The organism is Candidatus Pelagibacter sp. Uisw_130 (assembly GCF_047722505.1).
Taxonomy (GTDB): Bacteria; Pseudomonadota; Alphaproteobacteria; order Pelagibacterales; family Pelagibacteraceae; genus Pelagibacter.
Genome location: NZ_CP159814.1, coordinates 410,359 through 431,670 on the forward strand (window position 1 = coordinate 410,359; position 21,312 = coordinate 431,670).

General features: G+C 25.7%; 19 protein-coding genes. 15 read left to right on the plus strand and 4 right to left on the minus strand.

The annotated features are described in order from the left end of the window. The first annotated feature begins 94 nt into the window (after positions 1–94). The 13 genes from galE (at position 95) to ABXT55_RS02270 (ending at position 11,902) form a co-directional block, all read left to right on the plus strand. Positions 95–1,072, plus strand: a complete 978-nt coding sequence (gene galE / locus ABXT55_RS02210) for a UDP-glucose 4-epimerase GalE (protein ID WP_415285125.1) — start codon at positions 95–97, stop codon at positions 1,070–1,072. Continuing rightward, positions 1,069–2,187: a glycosyltransferase family 4 protein gene (locus tag ABXT55_RS02215; protein WP_415285126.1), complete on the plus strand. Its 1,119-nt coding sequence runs from the start codon at positions 1,069–1,071 to the stop codon at positions 2,185–2,187. Before galE ends, ABXT55_RS02215 begins: the two co-directional genes overlap by 4 nt. Next, positions 2,165–3,229, plus strand: a complete 1,065-nt coding sequence (locus ABXT55_RS02220; RefSeq protein WP_415285127.1) for a hypothetical protein — start codon at positions 2,165–2,167, stop codon at positions 3,227–3,229. Before ABXT55_RS02215 ends, ABXT55_RS02220 begins: the two co-directional genes overlap by 23 nt. Before the next feature lie 5 nt (positions 3,230–3,234). Beyond that, positions 3,235–3,885: a hypothetical protein gene (locus tag ABXT55_RS02225; protein ID WP_415285128.1), complete on the plus strand. Its 651-nt coding sequence runs from the start codon at positions 3,235–3,237 to the stop codon at positions 3,883–3,885. Then, entirely contained in the window at positions 3,869–4,990 is a 1,122-nt protein-coding gene (locus ABXT55_RS02230) for a glycosyltransferase (protein ID WP_415285129.1), read from the plus strand. Before ABXT55_RS02225 ends, ABXT55_RS02230 begins: the two co-directional genes overlap by 17 nt. Continuing rightward, the gene (locus tag ABXT55_RS02235; protein WP_415285130.1) at positions 4,983–6,188 is read left to right on the plus strand and encodes an O-antigen ligase family protein; all 1,206 of its coding nucleotides are present in this window, start codon (positions 4,983–4,985) and stop codon (positions 6,186–6,188) included. The genes ABXT55_RS02230 and ABXT55_RS02235 overlap by 8 nt, the downstream gene beginning before the upstream one ends. After that, entirely contained in the window at positions 6,181–6,831 is a 651-nt protein-coding gene (locus ABXT55_RS02240; protein WP_415285131.1) for a hypothetical protein, read from the plus strand. Before ABXT55_RS02235 ends, ABXT55_RS02240 begins: the two co-directional genes overlap by 8 nt. Further along, positions 6,828–7,280: a PssD/Cps14F family polysaccharide biosynthesis glycosyltransferase gene (gene pssD, locus ABXT55_RS02245; RefSeq protein ID WP_415285132.1), complete on the plus strand. Its 453-nt coding sequence runs from the start codon at positions 6,828–6,830 to the stop codon at positions 7,278–7,280. Before ABXT55_RS02240 ends, pssD begins: the two co-directional genes overlap by 4 nt. Beyond that, on the plus strand, positions 7,277–7,750 hold the full coding sequence (locus ABXT55_RS02250; protein ID WP_415285133.1) for a glycosyltransferase: 474 nt from the start codon (positions 7,277–7,279) through the stop codon (positions 7,748–7,750). Before pssD ends, ABXT55_RS02250 begins: the two co-directional genes overlap by 4 nt. Positions 7,751–7,753: 3 nt before the next feature. Continuing rightward, positions 7,754–8,578: a glycosyltransferase family 2 protein gene (locus ABXT55_RS02255; RefSeq protein ID WP_415285134.1), complete on the plus strand. Its 825-nt coding sequence runs from the start codon at positions 7,754–7,756 to the stop codon at positions 8,576–8,578. A gap of 116 nt (positions 8,579–8,694) precedes the next feature. Then, positions 8,695–9,564 carry a sulfotransferase domain-containing protein gene (locus tag ABXT55_RS02260; protein WP_415285135.1) on the plus strand — a complete coding sequence of 290 codons (870 nt, stop codon included), beginning with the start codon at positions 8,695–8,697 and terminating at the stop codon, positions 9,562–9,564. A 73-nt stretch (positions 9,565–9,637) separates the two neighbouring features. After that, positions 9,638–10,645, plus strand: coding sequence for a class I SAM-dependent methyltransferase (locus tag ABXT55_RS02265; RefSeq protein ID WP_415285136.1), 1,008 nt, complete (start codon positions 9,638–9,640; stop codon positions 10,643–10,645). A gap of 60 nt (positions 10,646–10,705) precedes the next feature. Then, positions 10,706–11,902 carry a hypothetical protein gene (locus tag ABXT55_RS02270; protein WP_415285137.1) on the plus strand — a complete coding sequence of 399 codons (1,197 nt, stop codon included), beginning with the start codon at positions 10,706–10,708 and terminating at the stop codon, positions 11,900–11,902. Positions 11,903–12,072: 170 nt separating this feature from the next. Here ABXT55_RS02270 and ABXT55_RS02275 read toward each other — a convergent pair whose 3' ends face one another. Then, positions 12,073–12,420, minus strand: coding sequence for a VanZ family protein (locus tag ABXT55_RS02275; RefSeq protein WP_415285138.1), 348 nt, complete (start codon positions 12,418–12,420; stop codon positions 12,073–12,075). A gap of 51 nt (positions 12,421–12,471) precedes the next feature. Then, a complete protein-coding gene (gene wecB, locus ABXT55_RS02280; RefSeq protein WP_415285446.1) occupies positions 12,472–13,596 on the minus strand; it encodes a non-hydrolyzing UDP-N-acetylglucosamine 2-epimerase in 1,125 nt (374 codons plus the stop codon). A gap of 95 nt (positions 13,597–13,691) precedes the next feature. Here wecB and ABXT55_RS02285 point away from each other — a divergent pair, with 95 nt between their 5' ends. After that, entirely contained in the window at positions 13,692–14,792 is a 1,101-nt protein-coding gene (locus tag ABXT55_RS02285; protein WP_415285139.1) for a polysaccharide biosynthesis/export family protein, read from the plus strand. Here the strand turns inward: ABXT55_RS02285 and ABXT55_RS02290 are convergent. After that, positions 14,789–16,156: an O-antigen ligase family protein gene (locus ABXT55_RS02290; RefSeq protein WP_415285140.1), complete on the minus strand. Its 1,368-nt coding sequence runs from the start codon at positions 16,154–16,156 to the stop codon at positions 14,789–14,791. The genes ABXT55_RS02285 and ABXT55_RS02290 overlap by 4 nt on opposite strands. Continuing rightward, on the minus strand, positions 16,156–20,766 hold the full coding sequence (locus ABXT55_RS02295) for a putative Ig domain-containing protein (protein ID WP_415285141.1): 4,611 nt from the start codon (positions 20,764–20,766) through the stop codon (positions 16,156–16,158). Before ABXT55_RS02295 ends, ABXT55_RS02290 begins: the two co-directional genes overlap by 1 nt. A 97-nt stretch (positions 20,767–20,863) precedes the next feature. Here ABXT55_RS02295 and ABXT55_RS02300 point away from each other — a divergent pair, with 97 nt between their 5' ends. After that, positions 20,864–21,208 (plus strand): hypothetical protein, encoded by a 345-nt coding sequence (locus ABXT55_RS02300; RefSeq protein ID WP_415285142.1) that lies wholly within the window; start codon positions 20,864–20,866, stop codon positions 21,206–21,208. The last annotated feature ends 104 nt before the right edge of the window (positions 21,209–21,312 follow it).

The following is a 21,312-nucleotide window of genomic DNA, read 5'->3' on the forward strand; positions in this document are numbered from 1 at the left end:
GTAACATTCAATTAAATCCTATTTAAAAAGATACATATATTTTAGAATATTGTATAATTCTATAATGTTTCTTAACTAATTTTTTTAAGCAAGTATGAGTAAAATTTTACTAACTGGTGGGGCAGGTTATATAGGAAGTCATGTTTGTCATCTATTAATTGACAAAGGACACGAAGTTACTTGTATTGACAGTTTAATTACAGGAAACAAAGAATTACTACCTAAGAAAGTAAAACTTGAAGTATTTGACATAGATGAGAAAGAAAAAGTAAAAAATTTAATAAACAATAATAATTTTGATTTAGTAATGCATTTTGCTGGTCTGATTAGAGTAGATGAATCTGTAGAGCAGCCAGAAAGATATAATGATTTTAATTATACAAAGGCTAAAATATTTTTAGAAACTTGTTTTGAGAATGAATTAAAAAAAGTTATTTTTTCTTCAACAGCTGCTGTTTATGGCAACCCAAAAACTCAAAAGGTTACAGAAACAGATCCAACAGATCCACTTAATCCTTACGCATCATCAAAACTAGAATTGGAGAATTTTATTAGAGAAACTTCAGAACACTATAATTCAAAATATATTATATTGAGATATTTTAATGTAGCTGGTGCTGATGAAAAAATGCGAACAGGATTAATTTCAAAAGTTTCATCGCATTTAATTAAAGTTGCTTGTGAAGTAGTGGTGGGCAAAAGAGATAAATTAATTATTAATGGAGATGATTATGCCACTCCTGATGGAACGGCAATAAGAGACTATATTCATGTTTCTGATTTAGCAGAAATTCATCTAATATCAGCAAATCATTTGATAGAGGGTGGTGAGTCTAATTTATTCAACTGCGGATACGGAAATGGATTTAGTATCAAGGATGTAATCAAAGAATTAAATAAAATTATAAATAAAAATTTAAAAACCACAATTGGACCAAGAAGGCCAGGCGATAGTGAAATGATAGTATCCAACGTAGACAAATTTATGAAATATTTTTCGTGGAAGCCAAAGTATAATAATTTAGATTATATCTTAAAAACAGCAATTGATTGGGAAAAAAAATTAAAATGAAAATAGCTTATTTTGTTTCTATGAAGGAAAATTTAGAAACATTTATAGCTAATGAAATTGATTTGCTATCAAGTAAAAATATCAAAATATCGATTTTTTCAACTCTAAGTATAAAAAATAATTTAACTATTGGTGGTTTAGAATATAAAATTCATAAGTTTAGTATCTTAAATTTTATTTTGGGGTTTGGATTTTTATTGTTTACAAGACCATTAAAAACTTTTGAATTATTTATAAGTTCAATTAAATACTCTTCTTTTTTAGAATTTATTTTTGCAATAAATTGGCTGATTAAAATAGAAAAAAATTTTGATCTAGTGCATGGTTCATTTGGAGACAGAAAGTTTTTTATTGCTTATTATCTAAGTAAATTTTCTAATATAAAACTTTCTGTAACAATTCATGCTCATGAAATTTATGCACAACAAAATAAAGATCTATTCATTTGTGCAATGAAACATGCTTCATCAGTAACAACGATATCTAACAAAAATAAAGAATTATTAATTAAGAAATTCTTAATTGATAAAAATAAAATTAAAGTTATCAAACTTCCTATTGACACTAATTTTTGGCACCAAGAAAAAAAAATAAATATCCTTACGGTAGCCAGGTTCACTCCTCGAAAAGGATGGTTTGATTTATTAAAAGTAGCAAAAATAATTAGTAATAAATTTCACTTTATTGCAGTTGGTTTTGGAGATTTAAACCTTGAAGAAGAGATTAAAAAAAGAAAATTAGAAAAAAAGATAACTGTTTACAGAAATTTAAATTCAAATCAGATAAAAAAAATAATGGAATTTTCAGATATTTTTTTTCTTCCCTCAAAATTTAATAAAAAAGAAGGATCTGAAGGAATACCAGTTGTGTTAATGGAGGCAATGTCTATGAAAATGAAAATAGTTTCAACTGATGATGGTTCTATTAATGAGTTAGTTCATCAAGAACTTGTAAAATCAGGTAATATTAAACAAATGATTAGCATATTAAATAAAGTTAGCAAAACTAAGAAACTCAGCATTGGCCGCTCCAATAGAGATAAAGTCATTAAATTACACAACCTTAATAATATTAATAAACTTAAAGCTCAATTTGAAAAATTTAAAAAAGACTAAAATAGTTATAATTTGTTTTGGTTTCAAAAAAAACAAGTTGAGAAGTCAACCTTGGGTTTCTGTAAATCATATTTGTAATAATTTTTTATTAAAAAAAAATGACTTTTATTTAATTTCAGACTGTAAAAAAAAATTTTTATATAAATTTAAAATAATTAACTTACAAAAACTTTTTAACTTAAATTCTCCTTCATTTGAATTAAAAAAAGTTATAACATCAATTAAGCCCAAAAAAATAATTATACTTATTGGATCACAAGAATTATTATTTCCATTAAGATTTTCTTTTTTCAAAAATTTAACATTAATAATAGGAAATAATAGATTTAGTTTTAAGGAAATTAAAAGAATATCTTTTTTTAATTTCTTAAGAGAATTTAGGTTGCTGTTAATACCTATTTTTGCAAGTTTAATACCTGGATTTATTCTAAATATTGGATTTAAATTAAGTGGCTCTAAAGACGTAATTTATTTAAGCAAAGAAGCTCAAACCCGATATAAAAATATTGGTTTACCGCATGGAAAGGTTTTTATTCCTTTTAAAAAAAAAATTTATAAAAAAAAAGAGGTATTAATCAATGAAAGTAAAAAGATATTTTTAACTTACTTTGGGCCACCTCTTAACTTAAGAGGTTTGGATATTGTATTTAATGCATTTGAGTATTTAGTTCATAAAAAACCTAACCTCTATCTTAATTTATTAATTAGAAATAATAATGAAGATTATCTCAAAAATAATATGAGTAATCTGAAACATAAGATTTTACGATCAAAATTTAACAAAAATATAATTTTAGATACAAAATATTACTCTTCAAAAATGTTAAAAGAAAAAATAAAAAAAAGCACAGTAATTGTATTGCCATTTAAAATTACAGTATCGGATACACCTATTGTAATTGATGATGCAATAAAAACAAAAATTCCATTATTTGTTCTGAATACCCCTGGAATTACAGAACATGCCACAAAAACTAATACCTATATATGTGAAGATGAGGATGATCTTATTAAGAAATTAAAAAACTTCTTAGAAAAATAATTACTATGATTAATACTAACAAAAAATATATTTGTATATCTGGTTTAGATGGTACTGGAAAAACATTTCTAGCATCTAAAATATTAGAAAATATTAAAAAAAAAAATAAAGCTAAACATATTTGGAGTAGATATAGAAATTACACCTCAAAACCTTTGTTGTTAATTACCAGACTGACAGGACACAATAATAAAGTAATAATTAATGGAACAAAAATAGGTTATCACGACTTTCATAATAGTAAAATACTATCAATTCTGTTTTTATTTTTTCAATGGATTGACCAATTTTTTGATATAATATTTAGATTTAGAATATCTAAAATTTCTATAGTAGCCGACAGATCATTAATTGATACACTGGTGGATATTTCAACAGATACCAGATTAGAAAAATTTGTTTTTGGTTTTTATGCAAAAACTCTATTTATGTTAATGCCCAGTAATACAATTTATATAATTATACAGAGAGATTTAGATTTAATAAAAAAAGATAGACCAGATGTTTTATACGATAAAAATCGAAAACTAAGAAATGAATTTTATGAAAAAATTTCTAAAATTTATCCAATTTATATTGTACAAAACAATAATAACTCTAATGAAGCCTTAAATAAAATTCTGGATATAATCAATAAACATGAAAAAAATTGTTAATATATACAATGGTTATATAGCTTCATCTGATCAAGGTGGAGGAATTAAATATGTTGAAAATTTAATAAGTTTGCAAAAAAAATATTTTAATAAAATTTATCTGTTATCACTAGGCTCAGGAAAAAAAAAAATTCTTAATATTTCTGGAACAACTGTTCATTTTTACCCTATTTCAAAATCACATAATTGGATTACATTCGCAATAAAACTATTTTTATTTTTAAAAAAAAATAAAAAAAAGTTTATTAACTGTAATTTTCATATTCACAGGCTATATTTTGCTCCTTTTATTAAAGCAGTAAAAGCAAGAAAAATAATAGCTACTATACATACTAAAACTTTTGAAGTTTTTAAACATAATTTTCCATATTTGAAAATTCTTGTTTATTTTTTTATCAAAATTGAGAGAATTATCATAAAGTATTGTGTAGACGAATTATCATTTGCTGGAATTTTTAGTAAAAATTTGTACAAATCTAGACACAATAAATTAAACAAAAAATTATGGTATCTACCACCCGCATTTGACTTCAAGAAATCAAGTAATTCAAGTTTTTTTAGTGGTGAGAAAAAAAAAATAATTCTAGTAGTTGGAAGGTTATCTGTAGGAAAGAGACCTTTTTCTGCATTGCGTTTATTTGAAAAAGCAATTCAAGAAGATAAATATATTAGAAATAATTTCAAATTATGTTTTGTAGGTCATGGAGAACTATATAATGAAATTAATGATTATATTAAGAATAAGAAATTAAATAAATTTATTTTACCTATAAAAAAAATTCAAAGTACATTAATGCCAAGTGTTTATAATAGCTGTTATGCTGTTTTATTTGTATCTGAAAGTGAGGTTAATCCTTTTATTATCAAAGAGGCTCTTGTAAGCGGTAAACCAATTTTCACAACTAATGTTGGCACTGCACAAAAATTAGTTTCAAAAAAAAATGGAATTATAATACCAACTAAAAATCCATCACAAAATGTAAATAAATTTATTAAATTTCTTAAAAAAAATTATAAAAGTAAAAAAGTTATTCAAACTTCTAAAGAATTTATTTTAAAAGATGAAAAAATTTTAAGCACAAATATAAAAAAAATATATGAATAAATTACCATTAAATTATAATTTTTTATCACAAATTTATTTTTTTTTATTAATTATACTTTCTTTAATACCGAGTGCTTATGTAGAAATTAATCAACTTCGCCAAATTACTATTATTACTTTTTTAGGATTAGTTTTTTTAGTTTTTTTCTTTTCAATTAATTTGAATTTAAAAACAGAAAATAGTCAAAACTCAATAGCAATTATTCTAATATTATTAATTTTTATTTCATTTATATTATCATTAAATCAAAATTTTTATCTTAAAGGATATAAATTTTTAACAATTATTCCCATTATAATCTTTACAAAGCACGTAGTTCAAAAAATTAAATTTGATAGATTTTTAGATATTTTTTTTATGATTTTATCATCCTATATAATAATATCTGCAATTTATGCCTTATCATTTGATGTTAGCAAAGTTTTCTCACCATCTGCTCAATTGGCTTACACTAGATATGAGTTTACAGATTCAATTACTAATCATTCAATCAATTGTTTAGTATATTTATTTTTATCTTACTCATCCTATAAAAAAACGACTTCTCTTTTTAAAAAAAATTTTTTAATCATTACCTCACTTGCTGCTATAGTAATGATTTTTTTATCTGCTAGTAGACAGGTAATTGTTGTTATTATTTTTTTTTATTTAATTTCAGTACTTATAAAAAGAGACAAAAAAATTATTGATTTTATAAAAGTTATTTTTATTTTTACTATTTTATTTACCATATTTTATCTTTTTAGTTACTTTATCGAAAATAGTTTTTATATAAGAATTTTTGAAAATGAAGAAAATTTTTCTTCTGGCAGATTTGATTCAATTAAGTTTTGGCATGATATGGTTAAAAATAAAGGTATATTAGGTTTTGGCTACATTATAAACAATACGAGTCTTTTTATCGTAGAATCTCCCCACAATGAATTTGCACGTTTTTATTTTGAGGGAGGTATACCAGGTGCTCTTTTTATAATAATTTTATTTTTTTATTTGATTAAATGTTTATCACAAATTGTTAATTCTCATATAGATAAGGAATTAAAATTTATTTCAGTTTTATTTTTTTCGGTAATTCTTGGGCAATCGTTATTAAATAATATCTTTAATGATATTTACAGACTGTTTATTTATATGTTTCTTTTGGTTTCAATCTACGAAATAAGTTTAATTAAATATAATAATCCTGACAATGTATAAAAAAAAATTATATAAAAAAAAATTTAAATATTTTGCAAAGTACCCTAAAATTAATAATATTATAAATACATTCACAATAGTTTTATTTATCAATTGGATATTTCAGGGTATGAGAGGAATGCAGTATAAAGAATTATCTTTTAGAGTTATAATTGAAATTCTATGTATTTTTTTAATTTTTAATTTTTTAAAAATTAATTTGTTGTTAAGTTTCTTTTTTGTGCATACTTTTTTTTGGATTTTTTTATGTCAATTTTGGTTAATTAACAGATATTCGTTAAATTATACTAATGATTTAAAAAAAATGAATCATGTATATAAAAAAATTATCCATAAAGTTTTGAAGTTTAAAACATTAGATGAGGCAATAGTTATTGGATCTCAGTCATCTCAAAAAAAAATTTTAAAAATTAATTCTGATTTAGATTTAAGAATTTTTTTTACTAATGGTGTAAAAAGTTTTTTTATCCTTAACTTATTTTTATCTCATTTAAGAATGTATTCATTCATTAATAAATTTCCTTTAGATATTTATTGTTATGATAATTTTGATGTATTTAGTACTGTTATTAGTAAAAATGATAAAATTTTGATCATTAAAGACAAAAATAAAAATATCAAAAATTTTTTAAATGAACGATGATTGTTAAAAGTAAAACTTGTTTAATATATTCTCCTGGTGGTCATTATAATGAACTTATTAAATCTATAAGTGGAATTAATTTCAAAAACAAATATAATGTAACATTCCAAACAAATTTAAGAAAAAAAACTAAAAATTATCTCATAACACATCCTAGAAGAAATTTTTTTCGTACTATTATAAATTTTTATCAATCTTTCAAGATTCTTTTAAAAGAACGTCCAAAATTAATAATTTCTACTGGTGCTGATGTGTGTCTTGGCACAATTATTTTAGGAAAATTATTTTTTAAAACACGTCTTATCTTCATAGAAAGTGCTGCTAATGTAGTAACGCCAACTCTCACTGGTAGAATTTCTTATTTTTTTTCTGATCTATTTATAATTCAACATAAAGATTTAATTAAGTATTACCCAAAAGCTAAATTATCTAAAGGATTTCTTCAGTGATTTATTTATCCGTAGGTACATTTCATAAAGGCTTTGATAGACTAGTCAAACCTTTAGATAATTTTTGTAGAATAAACAAGATAAAATGTATAGCGCAAATTGGTGGTGGGGATTATTTACCAAAATATATGAAATATTCTCGACAATTTAGTTTCAGCAAACATTTGTTAAATATAAAAAAAAGTAATCTTGTAATATCTCATGGTGGCTATGGTACTATTATGGATCTTATAAGTTTAAATAAAAAATTTATAGTTTTCCCAAGAAATAGAAATGAAGCTGCTCATGATCAAAAAATGTCAATTAAATACTTAAAAAAAAAAATGAAAATAACTGCATGCTATTCTCAAAAAAATTTAGAAAATAGAATTATGAAATTTATACTTAAAAAAGACATTAAGATAATAAACTTACCTAAATCAAATATACCAAAAATTATCAAAAATTTTATTAACCTAAGCTCTCTTTAATCTATGAGAAAATTAGTTATTTCACTTGTTTCTTATAATATAAATATTTTAGAATTATCTAAAGTTTTATCGTTTGTTAAAAAAATCAAAAACATTCAAATAAAAGTTCACATATTTGATAACGCTAATCAAAAAAGTTTATTAAAATTTTGTATAAAAAATAGATATAATTATTTTGCACCAAAGAAAAATATTGGTTTTGGTTGTGGACATAATTATAATATCAAACAAACAATTAAAAATAATCCTTATTACCTCATATTGAATCCAGACATTTATCTTAAACCCAATGATGTAATTTCCAGCATTAATCTTTTAAATAAAAAAAAAAAATTTGGATTACTTTCACCAAAGTTAGTCAATACTGATGGAACTACTCAATTAATTTGTAGATCTATTCCTAGTATATTTAATTTTTTTGTTAGGTTTTTCTTTAGTTATGATGCTTTTTCAATCAAAATTCATCAAAAAATAAATTCTTTTAAAAAATGTAAATTTATTTTAAATGTACCCTTTATTCATGGTGCTTGTTATTTTATAAAAGCTGAAGTAATCAAAAAAGTAGGATCTTATGACAAAAATTTTTTTTTATACGTAGAAGATCTTGATTGGTATAGAAGAATTTTTGAAAAATTTGATACAATTTATTTTAAATCCATTAAAGTAACTCATGTACATAATCAAACTTCTCATAAAAGTTTAAGAATATTCATAATGCATTTAAAATCTATATTATATTATTACTCTAAGTGGGGTATAATGTTTGATTTTAAGAGAAAGATAATTAATAAAAATTTTTTTAAAAAATTAACAAATAAAAGAATTTAATAAAAATCTAAAAAATTATTTGGAAAATTTGACAATAAATTAATGCTAACTATTATCGGTATAACTAGAGTTTCAATAAGAAATAATTTGCTAGTTATAAAGATTAGTAGATAAATATGAAATTAAATTTTGTAATTATAGGAACAGAAAAAGCAGGTACAAGTTATCTTGTAAAAATATTAAATAGCTCAGGAAAGATTTATTTACCAAAAAGTGAAATTTCAATATTCCAAAATCCAGATTTTAAAAAATGTTCAAATATAAAAAAATATTTCCTAAGCATTTTTCCAAAAAAAAACAAAAATTTAATTTTAGGAATAAAAAGACCAAATTATGTACATTTAAAAGAAGTACCTAATAGATTATATCAATATAACAAAAATCTAAAAATTATTTTGTGTATAAGAGAGCCAATTAAAAGATTTATATCTCACTATTTACACCATATAGCTTATGGATATATAACTTCAAAAAAAATTAATGCAAATATGATTAAACTTCTTAATAAAGACAAAGTTTTTTTAAAAAACAATCCTAGGGCAAAGGATATAACTAATGGGATGCTTTATTACAAAAATTATTTACGTTATAGAAATTTATTTTCTAAAAAGAATATATTAATATTAAACCAAAACGAAATGCGAGAAAAAAAAACATTTAAAAAATTATCGAAATTTCTTGGTATAAGTTTAAAATATACAGCTAAAATAAAAAGCAATGTTGGAAGATATGATTATTTTAGTATTTTTTTGCATAGAAAAATGATTAATTTACGTTTTAATAGAAATCAAAATAAAAAAAAATTAAAGAGTGATATATCGTTTTTTGATAAAATATTATTTTATTTTTTAAGAATTTTGTCAAAAATCACTATTCTAAAAGGTAAAAAAATTGAGATTAATGATTCAGTAATAAAAAAAATTCATATGGAATATAATAATGAATATTTAAAGATTCAAAGAATAAATATTAATCAAACTATTTAAACAGTATATTAAATTTTTTATTTTTAAATAAATTTACATTTAATATCTTTAATGGTATGAATAACTTGTGCATATGATTGATGAAAAAATACTTAAAATTTTAAGATGTCCTTTAACTCAATCAGAATTAAGTTCTTATAGTAATTCACTAATAAATAAAAATAATCAGAAGTTTCAAATTATTGATAATATTATGCATTTAATTGAGTCAGATAATAATGATCTACAAGATTATTATGAGAATATTAATGTTAAGAAAAATCCAGAAAATGCTTTTTCTTCCTATAAATCAGGTATGGAGGCTTATTATAGGGAAAGTAGAAAAAATGGACTGTTAGAAACTTTTCCAAAAAATCTAGGATTAGTTTTAGATGTGGGTGGAGGAGATGGAAATATTTTTAGATCTTTTTTGGAATTTATTCCTATAGAGCCTAGCAAGATAATTTTAGCTGATTTCGCTGCAAATCAAATGAGAAGTCCAGCAGAACGGTTAGATCCACAAAAATATTTTTTTTGTAAGGCAGATGCAACAAAACTGCCTTTTAAAGATAATTCTTTTGATACAATTTTTAATTCTGAAATGATTGAACATTTATATCCTCATGATTCCAAAAAAATGTTAGATGAATTTTTTAGAGTTTTAAAACCTGGTGGTAAATTGATTATAACCACTCCAAATAGATCTGAATATAGACGTTTAATACAAGAAAGTATTTTATCAATTATACTTTTTTTTATGAGAAAAAAAGGTCTTATGGAAAGAGAAAAATTAAAAAGTAAATTATTTAGAAATTATCTTAGGTTTACAGGACATACATTTGTTAATATTGATCAAGTTGAAAAAAATGAGTTAATAGGTCATTTTAATGTTTTAAGAGTTAATGATCTTAAACAGCAACTTATAAATGCAGGTTTTAAAATCAATAAAACCACGTTAAGTATATTTATTCCATTAATTGTTTTTAAATTTATGCACAAAATTGACAAAAAATGGTTTTTAAGGTTTGAAAAAATGATAAGATTTATTAAATTGGAGAAGCTTTTACTTGCTTCACAAATGCATCTAGCAGAAAAAATCTAAGAAAAAAAATTATTTAATCAATATATTAAAAAGATATAAAATTTAATAATCTAATATTCAATGAAGTTACTTAATTTATTTAAGATTCTTACAGTAAACTCTTCAGTACAATTATTGTTTAGAATTTCTAGTTTAATTTTAGCGATAGTATTAATTAATAATTTAAAAGTTGAAGATTTTGCAAATTTTCAAATAATAAAAAATGCTATAGGATATTTGCTTATATCAATGGAATTTGGTTTTTTTCATTATGGAAATACTCTCTACAACAAAAATTTATATAAATTCAAATCAATTTTATTTAATCTTATAAAATTACGAATTCTAATTTTCTTAATAGTTTTTCCATTAATAATTATATATTTTAATTTTAATGAATTTAGCAAAGAAGTTATGGTTTTATCGTCAATTATATGCTTTTTTTTAATCCTATCTTATGAAGGAGCCTTAGTTACAATAAGAAAGAATTTACAATGGAATTTAATTTTTTTATTTAAAACATTATTATTTTTACTTTTAGTTTTATTTTATAAAGATGAGCTTAATCTTATTAAGGTTTTAAATTTTTTCATTTATTCTGTAATATTTTCTATAGTCATTCAATATATAATTTATTTAAGTTTTAAAGATGAAAATGTAAAAACATTAAAAAACAGATTTTTTAAGTTTGCATTTAATGCAAAAAACTATCTTATAATTAGTTTATCAAATCATTTTACAGTTTATATGGGGCTTACTATTTCACCATTTTTAATTTCAAAAAGTGAAGTTGCGATATATGCAATTTTATTATTAGTTTTAGAGGTTTTATTAATTCCCCTATTTCAATTACAAAAAATTATTATGCCTGATTACTCCAAGTTCAAAAATAGACAAATGATTTTAAAGTCATTAACATTATTTTTGATTGCCCTTGTTGTTGGAATATTAATCCACTATTTTTTTGGAAACTTTTTCTTTAATCTTCTCTTAAATGATAACTACCCTATAGATCAAATAATTAGATACGTTTATTTTTTATTCCCAATTGCTTTATTAAGAGGTTTAATAACTATGATTAATCTATATTTTTATTATAATAATCTTATACTTTTTCAAAGAAGAATATCCTTAATTACTGCCTTCTTTTCTTTATTTGTATTTTTTGTTTTTGGAAAATATTTAGGCTTAAAAGGCTTTATTTTGAGTTTGTTTTTTGTGGAATTACTATTTTTAATATTAAGTTCTAAATTTATTATTAAACTTATTCGTAGTTAAGATTAATTTTATTAAGATATTTACCAAGAGCATTATGAAATTTTTTTGGTGAAAATTTTTTATTAATGCTTTCTTTAACAATATCCTGATCTATATCATTATTTTTTTTCTTTGCTGTGCCATTATTTTATTTAATAGGTACTACATTTAACATCAATTTTACGATAAATTTATTTATAGTGATATTTAATTTTTCTAAAAGTTAAATAAAATATTATACCAATTCCAATTCCAATAAAATTATATAAAATATCTGAATAACTAAACACTCTGCCCACTATAAACTGAAGAATTTCAATCAAAAAACCATAAAAAAAAAGTACTAAATAAACATATTTAGTAAGTATAAATTTTGAAAGACACAGTAAAAGTGAAAGAATTGAAAATATATATATATGTACTAAATTATCCCCACCATATGGAACATAAGCTATTGTATTTCTAGGAATTAAAGCAACAACTGTAAAAAAAATTATAATTAAAAAAAAGATGCTCAGCGTTATTAAACTTTTCTTCATAAATAGTTTTATTATAAAGTCTTTATCAAAAATAATTGATACTTTTTAATTTTACTTTGCAAGTACATCAACTATACGCTGGCATGCCTTACCATCACCATAAGGATTATGTGAATAACTCATTTTTTTATATTTATCTTCCTTGGTAAGTAGTTCGTTAACAGAGTTAACTATTTGATTTATGTCTGTACCAACTAATTTAACAGTGCCCGCTTCAACAGCTTCAGGTCTCTCAGTAACATCACGCATTACTAAAACTGGCTTCCCAAGTGAGGGAGCTTCCTCCTGAATACCCCCAGAATCTGTAAGGATGATATAAGATTTTGACATAAGATATTGAAAGTTAATATAATTTTGAGGTTCAATTAAAATAATATTTTCTATATTTTTTAATATTTTATTAACTGGGTCTTGAACATTCGGGTTAAGATGTACAGGATAAATTATTTGCACATCTTTATTTTTTTTTGCAATTTCTGAAAGAGCTTTACAAATACGTTGAAAACCATCCCCAAAACTTTCTCTTCGGTGCCCAGTTATTAATATAATACGCTTACTAGTGTCTATAAAAGAAAAATCTTTATCAAGTTTTTCTTTTAAACCACTATCTTTTTCTATTTTATTTTGGGTCCAAAACAAAGAATCAATTACAGTATTTCCTGTAACATAAATATTATCATTATTAACATTCTCTTTTATTAGATTATCTTTAGCAGATAAGGTTGGTGCAAAATGATATTTAGTAATAACAGTTGTCATTTGACGATTTCCTTCCTCAGGCCACGGAGAATAAATCTCACCAGTTCGTAAACCAGCTTCTACGTGAGCTATTGGTATTTGTTTATAATAAGACGCTAAAGCAGCAGCCAAAACAGTTGTGGTATCTCCTTGGATCATGACTATATCAGGTTTGAATTGGTTTAATATATCATTTAACCCTGTCAATATTTTTGCTGCAGTATTATTTAAATCAATTCCACTTTTCATTATATTAAGATCATAATCAGGCTTGATTTCAAATAAATTTAAAACATCATCTAACATTTCTCGATGTTGTGCAGTTACACAGACTTTAGTCTCAAACCTTTTATCGCTTCCTAGGTTATTGATTAAAAGTGATAATTTGATTGCTTCTGGTCGGGTTCCCAAAACTACTAAAATTTTTTTAGCCATGATTAACTGTTAAGTGTAAATTCTATTTAGATTGATAGTATTGATTTTTTAAAAATTATATATAATTAATTTGTTAATGATTATATAATGAACAATCTATGTTTTTAAGAATCATATTATTATTTTTATTAGTAGTAGGCTGTACTAATTCCACAGGTTTTAAAGGTGAGCCCAAGGGAAATGATCCAAAAAAAATAGGCATAAAACAAAGAGGTGTTGCTTTAAAATTCTATGATTTAAATACAATTAACACTGCATCTCTTCCAAAATTTGAAGATATACAAAAAAAACAAGATAAAAAGTTAACTCAATTAATAGGTGAAAACAAATATTATTATTCTATAGGTGCAGGTGATGTCATAAATATATCAATTACAGATATTGATGATATTGATGGCTCTTATACTATTAGTCCAACAGGTGACGTAACAATCCCTTATGTTGGTCAAGTTTTAGTAAATGATAAAACTAAAGAAGAAGCTCAAGAGTTTATAAACAATGTTTTAAAAGGATTTTATCAAGAACCAGAAACTATTGTTAAAATTGAACAATATAACAGCGCTTATGTTTATATCACTGGAGCAATAAATCGTCCTTTGTCAATTTTGCTTTCAGAGCAACCATTAAAAATATTAGATGCTCTAATAAAAGCTGGATATATAAAAGATCAAAAAAGTTATGCTAAAACTGCATTACTAAGAAGAGGAAAGGAAGTTTTTGAAATAGATTTGTATGAACTGTTAAATAACAATAATACTGATTTAGATATTTACTTAAGAAAAGATGATGTTCTCCATGTCTCAGAGTCTGATACAGACCAAGCGTATGCTTTTGGAGAATTTACAACATCTGGACCTATATCTGTTTACAAAGATTTAACTTTAACTGAATTATTAGCAACCAAAGGAATTAATAAAGCCACTGCTAAAACAAAAAATATTTATATATTAAGAGAAGATTTAACAAAATATTTACATGTTGATATATATACAATCAATTTGAATAATCCTGCGGCTTTTATAGCAGCAAATAATTTTCATATACTACCAAATGATATTGTATTCATACCTCAAACTAATTTAGTAAAATGGAACAATGTTATTAGTCTTTTAACACCATCAGAAACTTTATTTAAAACTTACAAACCTTATATTGCAGAGCAAGATGATTGGTATATTAGAAGTGCAGATTATAATTAAGAATCATTCCTTGTAAAATTAATTAATCCCATGGAAAAAATAGTTATTAGTAAAACTTGAATTCCAGGTATTTGTAATGAGTAGTCCACTATACTTTGGATAAATAGAATAAATACTAAGAGAGATAACAGTATAAATCTAGCAAACTGTTTTTTCTCATTAATATTATTTAATAATTTCTTAAAGTAAATAATAGTTATTATTGCAAAAATTGAAACACCAACAACTCCAACTTCTCCTAATAGTTCAATTCCATCATTATGGACATGTCGTGCTAAATAATCGTTAGGTATAGTTTCTGGTAATATATAAAAAAGTTTAAATATTTGCTCAAAAGCTCCATTACCATAACCAAATAACCAAAAATTTTTAAATTGCACTAATCCAAACGAATGTAAGTCAAGTCTAATATAATCTTTGACAATTGATACCTCAACAAGTCTTTCAATCAGTCTCGCATTTCCAAAAAATAGTGTCATTACAAAAACATCAAATATTAGAATAAAAATAATTATTATTGACAAAGGGTTAATATATTTTTTAAAATTTATTTTTGAATAAAATAAAAAAGATAATAAGATTAATATATAACTAAAATTTGCTACTCTTGACCAAGTTGATAAGATTCCAAGACTTAAAAATAGAATAAATATTCTTATAAAAAAAATTTTACTTTTTATTTGTTGCAGGAAGTTAAAATTTGTAATTTGATTTTTTAAAAAAAAAACAACAATATAATAAAGGCCTGAGAAAGCTGTTAAAAATAAGAATGTACCAAAAACTGCTCTATTAACGTATAATCCAGTACTAGCTCTAAGATAGTGAACTTTTTGAATTAAAAAATTTGATGGGTTGCCTAGCAACATCCAATAAGTAGCAAAAATTGCATGACAAAAACCCAAGATGCATACAAAAAATAAAAATTTCATCAAATATTTGTCTCTATTAAATAATGTAGGAAAAACTAAAAAGATTATAAAAAAACTAATACAGTTTAAAATTTTAAAATAAGAATTACTTGGATCAATACTTAATGACCATAATTCTTTATCAATTTTTATAGAAGTATATAAATTATAATTATTTGGAGCTATGATTTCAATTAAATTTAATGGAAGGGGTATTATTTGAAAAATTAAATAGCCTATATATATAAAATAAAAAATAAAAAATATCTTATTGTCTCTATAGTTTTCATTTATCCTTTCTAGAACCTTATTATTTTTTAAACATAGAATAAAAAAAAAAATAAAACTAACAGAAGAAGTTTGAATTAATAAAGGGTTGATGCTTCCATTAAAACTTACTGTGATAGCTAAAATAATTAAAAATAGATTTCGAAGACTATCCTTTCTTAAAATCATTAAGTGCAAATATTATCTGTTGGAGATACACATGTAGCATCTTTAGATATAAGCAATGTAAAAGTTCTATTGTTTGTTATTGTACCAGCCTGTATTGAAGCTTGGAATTCAAAAGAATATGTTGCTGCATTAAGTAATCTTGGAGCTATACCAGAAATTTGATTACCAGTAACTGTAATGGTCGTCCCACTAAGACCGAATGCATTTCCTGTATTACTTACTGAAATAAATGAATAAGTAGGCATGGAACCTTGAGATCCAGTTGCCACAACAGTTTCATTTATATTTTGTCCAGCATTTGCACTTGGCAATGTTTCTGCAGTTGTGAAATCTACAGTTTCTGCACCACCACTCGCGTTTATTGCTGGAAAAGAAACAAATAGATCTTCAGTATTACCATTACTATCTGTTGCTGTAAAAGTTACAGAAGTTGATGTTGCAGTTGATGAAGTAGGGGTTCCAGAAACTACACCAGCTGTTAAAGATATACCTGCTGGTAAAAATGCATCGTCACTATAAGTAATTGTACCAACACCTGTAGCAGATAAATTTATAGAAGTCATAGGTGAACCTTGAGTTAAGGTTAAAGTTGAAAATTCAGCTGCAATTGTAGTCCAAGTAACTGATCCACCGCCACCACTCGCGTTTATTGCTGGAAAAGAAACAAATAGATCTTCAGTATTACCATTACTATCTGTTGCTGTAAAAGTTACAGAAGTTGATGTTGCAGTTGATGAAGTAGGGGTTCCAGAAACTACACCAGCTGTTAAAGATATACCTGCTGGTAAAAATGCATCGTCACTATAAGTAATTGTACCAACACCTGTAGCAGATAAATTTATAGAAGTCATAGGTGAACCTTGAGTTAAGGTTAAAGTTGAAAATTCAGCTGCAATTGTAGTCCAAGTAACTGATCCACCGCCACCACTCGCGTTTATTGCTGGAAAAGAAACAAATAGATCTTCAGTATTACCATTACTATCTGTTGCTGTAAAAGTTACAGAAGTTGATGTTGCAGTTGATGAAGTAGGGGTTCCAGAAACTACACCAGCTGTTAAAGATATACCTGCTGGTAAAAATGCATCGTCACTATAAGTAATTGTACCAACACCTGTAGCAGATAAATTTATAGAAGTCATAGGTGAACCTTGAGTTAAGGTTAAAGTTGAAAATTCAGCTGCAATTGTAGTCCAAGTAACTGATCCACCGCCACCACTCGCATTCACTTGAGGGAAGGTAACATATTTGGTTTGTGAACCTATATCATCTGTGGCAGTAATCATTACACTTGACGTATAACCAACTTGCATACTAGGAGTTCCTCTAATATATTGTCCGTCAACATATAAACCCATCGGTAAGTTTGATGCTGTAAAATTTAAAGCTCCTGTTCCAGTAGCGTCTAAATACATATCCATCATTTCAGTGCCTTCAGTTAGTGTTGTAGGTGGATAAAGATATGTCGACCATGTTGGTCCGCTTCCACCACCACCAGCACCACCACCAGAATCTACTTGAGGAAAAGTAAGATTTGTACTTGCAGTATTACCATCTTCATCGGTAGCGACAATAGTTACACTGCTTGATGTAAAAGTTTGTGTGTCTGGACTTCCAATAATTGAACCAGTGATCGAAACAGATAAACCTGATGGTAAACCTGTTGCACTATAATTTATATTTCCAGTTCCACCTGATGTATAAAGATAAATAGGTGTAATTGCGTTATTAACTGTCAAAGTTGCAGGAGGGTAAGGAGTTGACATAAATGATAAAGTACCACCAGCCCCATTATTATAAGCTCCACCAGTATTATCTTCAACAATGTCAAAAGTTATGCTTGCTGTAGCAAAGCTATTGAAATCCATTATATCTGTTGCAGTAAGGGTTGTGTTCCAAGTTCCAGCACTTGTTGGTGTTCCAAAAATCATTCCAGTTGTATAATCAAAAGTTAATCCATCAGGTAAATCTGAAGCAGAATATGTTACTCCATTCATAGACGATGCTGTTCCACTTACACTTACGTAAGAAGTAGTTGAAAGAATACCAGGTGAAGTGGGGTAGGTTGTCCAAGATATAGCACCAGCAGCAAATGTAGTTGTATCTGTGTCTGTGGTTGTTGTCATATCTGTTGCAGAAGCAGTGTTATAAATTGAAGTTGTGTCTGTAAGTAATGATGCTGCTGTCATATAAGTAGGATCAACATCTTGAGCCATATTTTCATAGAGACTTTGGTTAGTTGAAGCCATAGTCATTATTGCATCTGATCCACTTTCAGTATCAGCAAGGTTTGTAAAAACATCACTAGTTAAACTTTGATCTCCTAAAGAAGCTATATTGTTAAAAACCATCGCATTCATTTGATCATTTCCAGAAGAAGATATTATATTCGCAATAGCCCCAGAGTCGTTTGATGATATATTTGTCATTGCAGTACTCATCATATTATTCACAAGATCACCTTGAGTTTCATACATTTTATCCATCACACCGGAATCAACGCTACTTAGATTGCTCATTAAATCCAAAGCAAAATTATTTTTTGGTGCAACACCATCAACAGCCATCATATTATTTTGTTCACTTACGACTGTTTCAAAAATTAATGATGCTGTTTGTTCATCAGCTCCTGCAACTAATTGTGCCATCGTACCCATGGTACTTTCATCTGAATAAGTCATCATATCCTTAAAAACTTCTGCTTTAAAATTTTGCATATCAGGATTGGTATCTACAAAAGCAGTCTCTGTAGCAGCATTAGCATCTAAATTATCTGTTCCTGTATTTTCAAAATGATTAAAAATATCAAAGTCATCTTTGACAAAACCTTGCATTACATCACCTATTATTTCAGGGTTTGTATCCATCATAGTTTCCATCATAAATACTGCACTATCACCTTGACTATTCATCATAAGTCCTGTTGTAGCTTCTGCAGCAGTTTGATCACTATTGTTAATGATCCCATTAAAAATTTGACCTTTTAAATCGTCATAAAAATTAGCTTGTGAAGCCATCATATTTGCTGGGTCAGTTCCTGGTGCTAATGGATCATTACCAGGTGTAGGAAAAAATGAATCATTACCTGGTGTAGCGGGGTCCATCTTAGCTGTCTCTATATGATTGAAAATATCAAAATTTTGTTCTGCTAAATTTCCGTACACTGAAGTGATCATCGTATCATTATTTTCCATCATGGAACTCATTAAATATGCTGAATTTTTTCCACTAGTTTGTTGCATCATATTAGCAATCATTGCAGCATCTCCTTCATCAGCATTTTGAAATGCACTTTGAGTAAAATTACCCATCATACTAGGGTCATCTTGCATATAAGCATCCATTTTATCTGGTGCCATCTCTGTAAAAGAAGCCAATACATTCATTGATAAATTATCACCAGGATTATTAGTTCCATAATTTGTAATTTCATTTACCAGATAAGAGCTCATTGATGGATCACTAACGGCCATTACTCTAGCCATTGTATCAATTGATTGCTCCGAGGTATCTTGCATCATACCCGAAACAAGAGCGGCTCTAACATCTTCAAAATTTGCATCACCACCTCTATAAATCATATTTCCATTTACATCCCCAGCATTGCTCATGTGTGAAAATACATCAAAGCCATCTTGAGTAACTTCACCCATCATCAATGCGGCATTTGCTGGATCATAATCCATCATTCCTTGCATGAGTTGCATAGATTGAGTTGGGTCTGAATATTTAATCATATCTGACATAAGACCCATGTCATTACCATCAGACATTTCCATGTAGTACCCCATTCTAGTTCCTTTAAATTCAAACAATTGAGCTTTGTATAAATCCATATCGTCTGCATCCATAATCCCATCACCATTAGCATCAGGAATAGTTCCTGCAGCTAGTTGTTTTGCAACAGCACGATTAATATTTTCTTCAGTATCAGTTTGAGCATCGACAGTAGCTTTTTTTATAAAACTTTTTACTTGATTTGTTTCTTCTTCACTTAAATTAGTTTCTTCAATTTCATTGTTACCTGATAAAGATATACCTTGGGATGGATCAGATATCACAGTAGTTTGATCACCTACGGTTATATTTAGTGTTCCAACATTCCCCATAGAGTCCTCAATAAGAGCTACTTGTTTTTCTTCTCCAGTGTTAGAACCAGTAATCAAAGTTCCATTAAGAACAACCTCCATCTCAGAAAGATTAATCCTCATAATGCCATTTTTATTTTTGGCGATTGTTCCAGACTCAAAAGTAAAACTACCTTTACTGACCAATATTATAAATTTTGGGTCTTGTGAAATATTATCAAAATCTTTTACAATAAAAGTGCTGTTCCTATTTAATGTAAAAATTGAATTATCCAAGAATGATATTGTTGCATTAGCATTTGATCCAAGAGTGATTTCATCATTTGTAAAAATTTGATCAAATACATTTAATTTAATTTTTTCTGTATTACTGACCTTGAATGCATTTCCTTCTAAGGATTCAATAAAGCCAACAAACTTCTCTTCAGCATTTGCGCTGAGACAAAAAAATAAAAAAGATAAAATTAATAGAAAATTAATTTTTATTTTGATAAGATTAATTGTGTTTTTCTTAAATAAGTACATAAACAAGTTACTAATTATTAGCTTAATTATAATCTCTTTTTATAATATTTTCTCCATTTTAATGTTATCCTTTAGCCCTAGAATCGAAGGTAAATTAATGAAAACCTTCAATTATCTACCTTACAAGTATTCAATTTTTTTTCAAAAACCCTTATTGTATTCGAGAAGAGATATTCAGACCAATAGTTCAAATGGTAAAAAGCTCCATCAACTTATAAGTAACAGTGAAAAAAAATCTGCATTAGATTATACATATTGGGAATTAAAAATGCTTTATCAAATCAGCTCTCAAGATATAAAAAAAGATTTTGAAACAAACTTTATTAATTTGGCAATTTTATCAAAAAATAATATTAAAAAAAAAAAATCACTTAAACTTTTCTATTTAAGAAACATTCCAAGATTTAGCAGGGATGTGGGAACCATAATTTTAAATAACTAATAATCCCATATCTAGTATTTCTAAAAATTTTGCTACTAAATAGAGTCAATTAATAAAAAACAACTTGTAAGGGAATATCTTTTAAGTAAAAATTCTGATTTAAA

Excerpts from the sequence above, each read along its gene's own strand:
- galE (WP_415285125.1), top strand. The coding sequence starts at position 95 with ATGAGTAAAATTTTACTAACTGGTGGGGCAGGTTATATAGGAAGTCAT.
- ABXT55_RS02215 (WP_415285126.1), top strand. The coding sequence starts at position 1,069 with ATGAAAATAGCTTATTTTGTTTCTATGAAGGAAAATTTAGAAACATTT.
- ABXT55_RS02225 (WP_415285128.1), top strand. The coding sequence starts at position 3,235 with ATGATTAATACTAACAAAAAATATATTTGTATATCTGGTTTAGATGGT.
- ABXT55_RS02230 (WP_415285129.1), top strand. The coding sequence starts at position 3,869 with ATGAAAAAAATTGTTAATATATACAATGGTTATATAGCTTCATCTGAT.
- ABXT55_RS02235 (WP_415285130.1), top strand. The coding sequence starts at position 4,983 with ATGAATAAATTACCATTAAATTATAATTTTTTATCACAAATTTATTTT.
- ABXT55_RS02240 (WP_415285131.1), top strand. The coding sequence starts at position 6,181 with ATGTATAAAAAAAAATTATATAAAAAAAAATTTAAATATTTTGCAAAG.
- pssD (WP_415285132.1), top strand. The coding sequence starts at position 6,828 with ATGATTGTTAAAAGTAAAACTTGTTTAATATATTCTCCTGGTGGTCAT.
- ABXT55_RS02255 (WP_415285134.1), top strand. The coding sequence starts at position 7,754 with ATGAGAAAATTAGTTATTTCACTTGTTTCTTATAATATAAATATTTTA.
- ABXT55_RS02260 (WP_415285135.1), top strand. The coding sequence starts at position 8,695 with ATGAAATTAAATTTTGTAATTATAGGAACAGAAAAAGCAGGTACAAGT.
- ABXT55_RS02265 (WP_415285136.1), top strand. The coding sequence starts at position 9,638 with ATGATTGATGAAAAAATACTTAAAATTTTAAGATGTCCTTTAACTCAA.
- ABXT55_RS02270 (WP_415285137.1), top strand. The coding sequence starts at position 10,706 with ATGAAGTTACTTAATTTATTTAAGATTCTTACAGTAAACTCTTCAGTA.
- ABXT55_RS02275 (WP_415285138.1), bottom strand. The coding sequence starts at position 12,420 with ATGAAGAAAAGTTTAATAACGCTGAGCATCTTTTTTTTAATTATAATT.
- ABXT55_RS02285 (WP_415285139.1), top strand. The coding sequence starts at position 13,692 with ATGTTTTTAAGAATCATATTATTATTTTTATTAGTAGTAGGCTGTACT.
- ABXT55_RS02290 (WP_415285140.1), bottom strand. The coding sequence starts at position 16,156 with ATGATTTTAAGAAAGGATAGTCTTCGAAATCTATTTTTAATTATTTTA.
- ABXT55_RS02295 (WP_415285141.1), bottom strand. The coding sequence starts at position 20,766 with ATGTACTTATTTAAGAAAAACACAATTAATCTTATCAAAATAAAAATT.
- ABXT55_RS02300 (WP_415285142.1), top strand. The coding sequence starts at position 20,864 with ATGAAAACCTTCAATTATCTACCTTACAAGTATTCAATTTTTTTTCAA.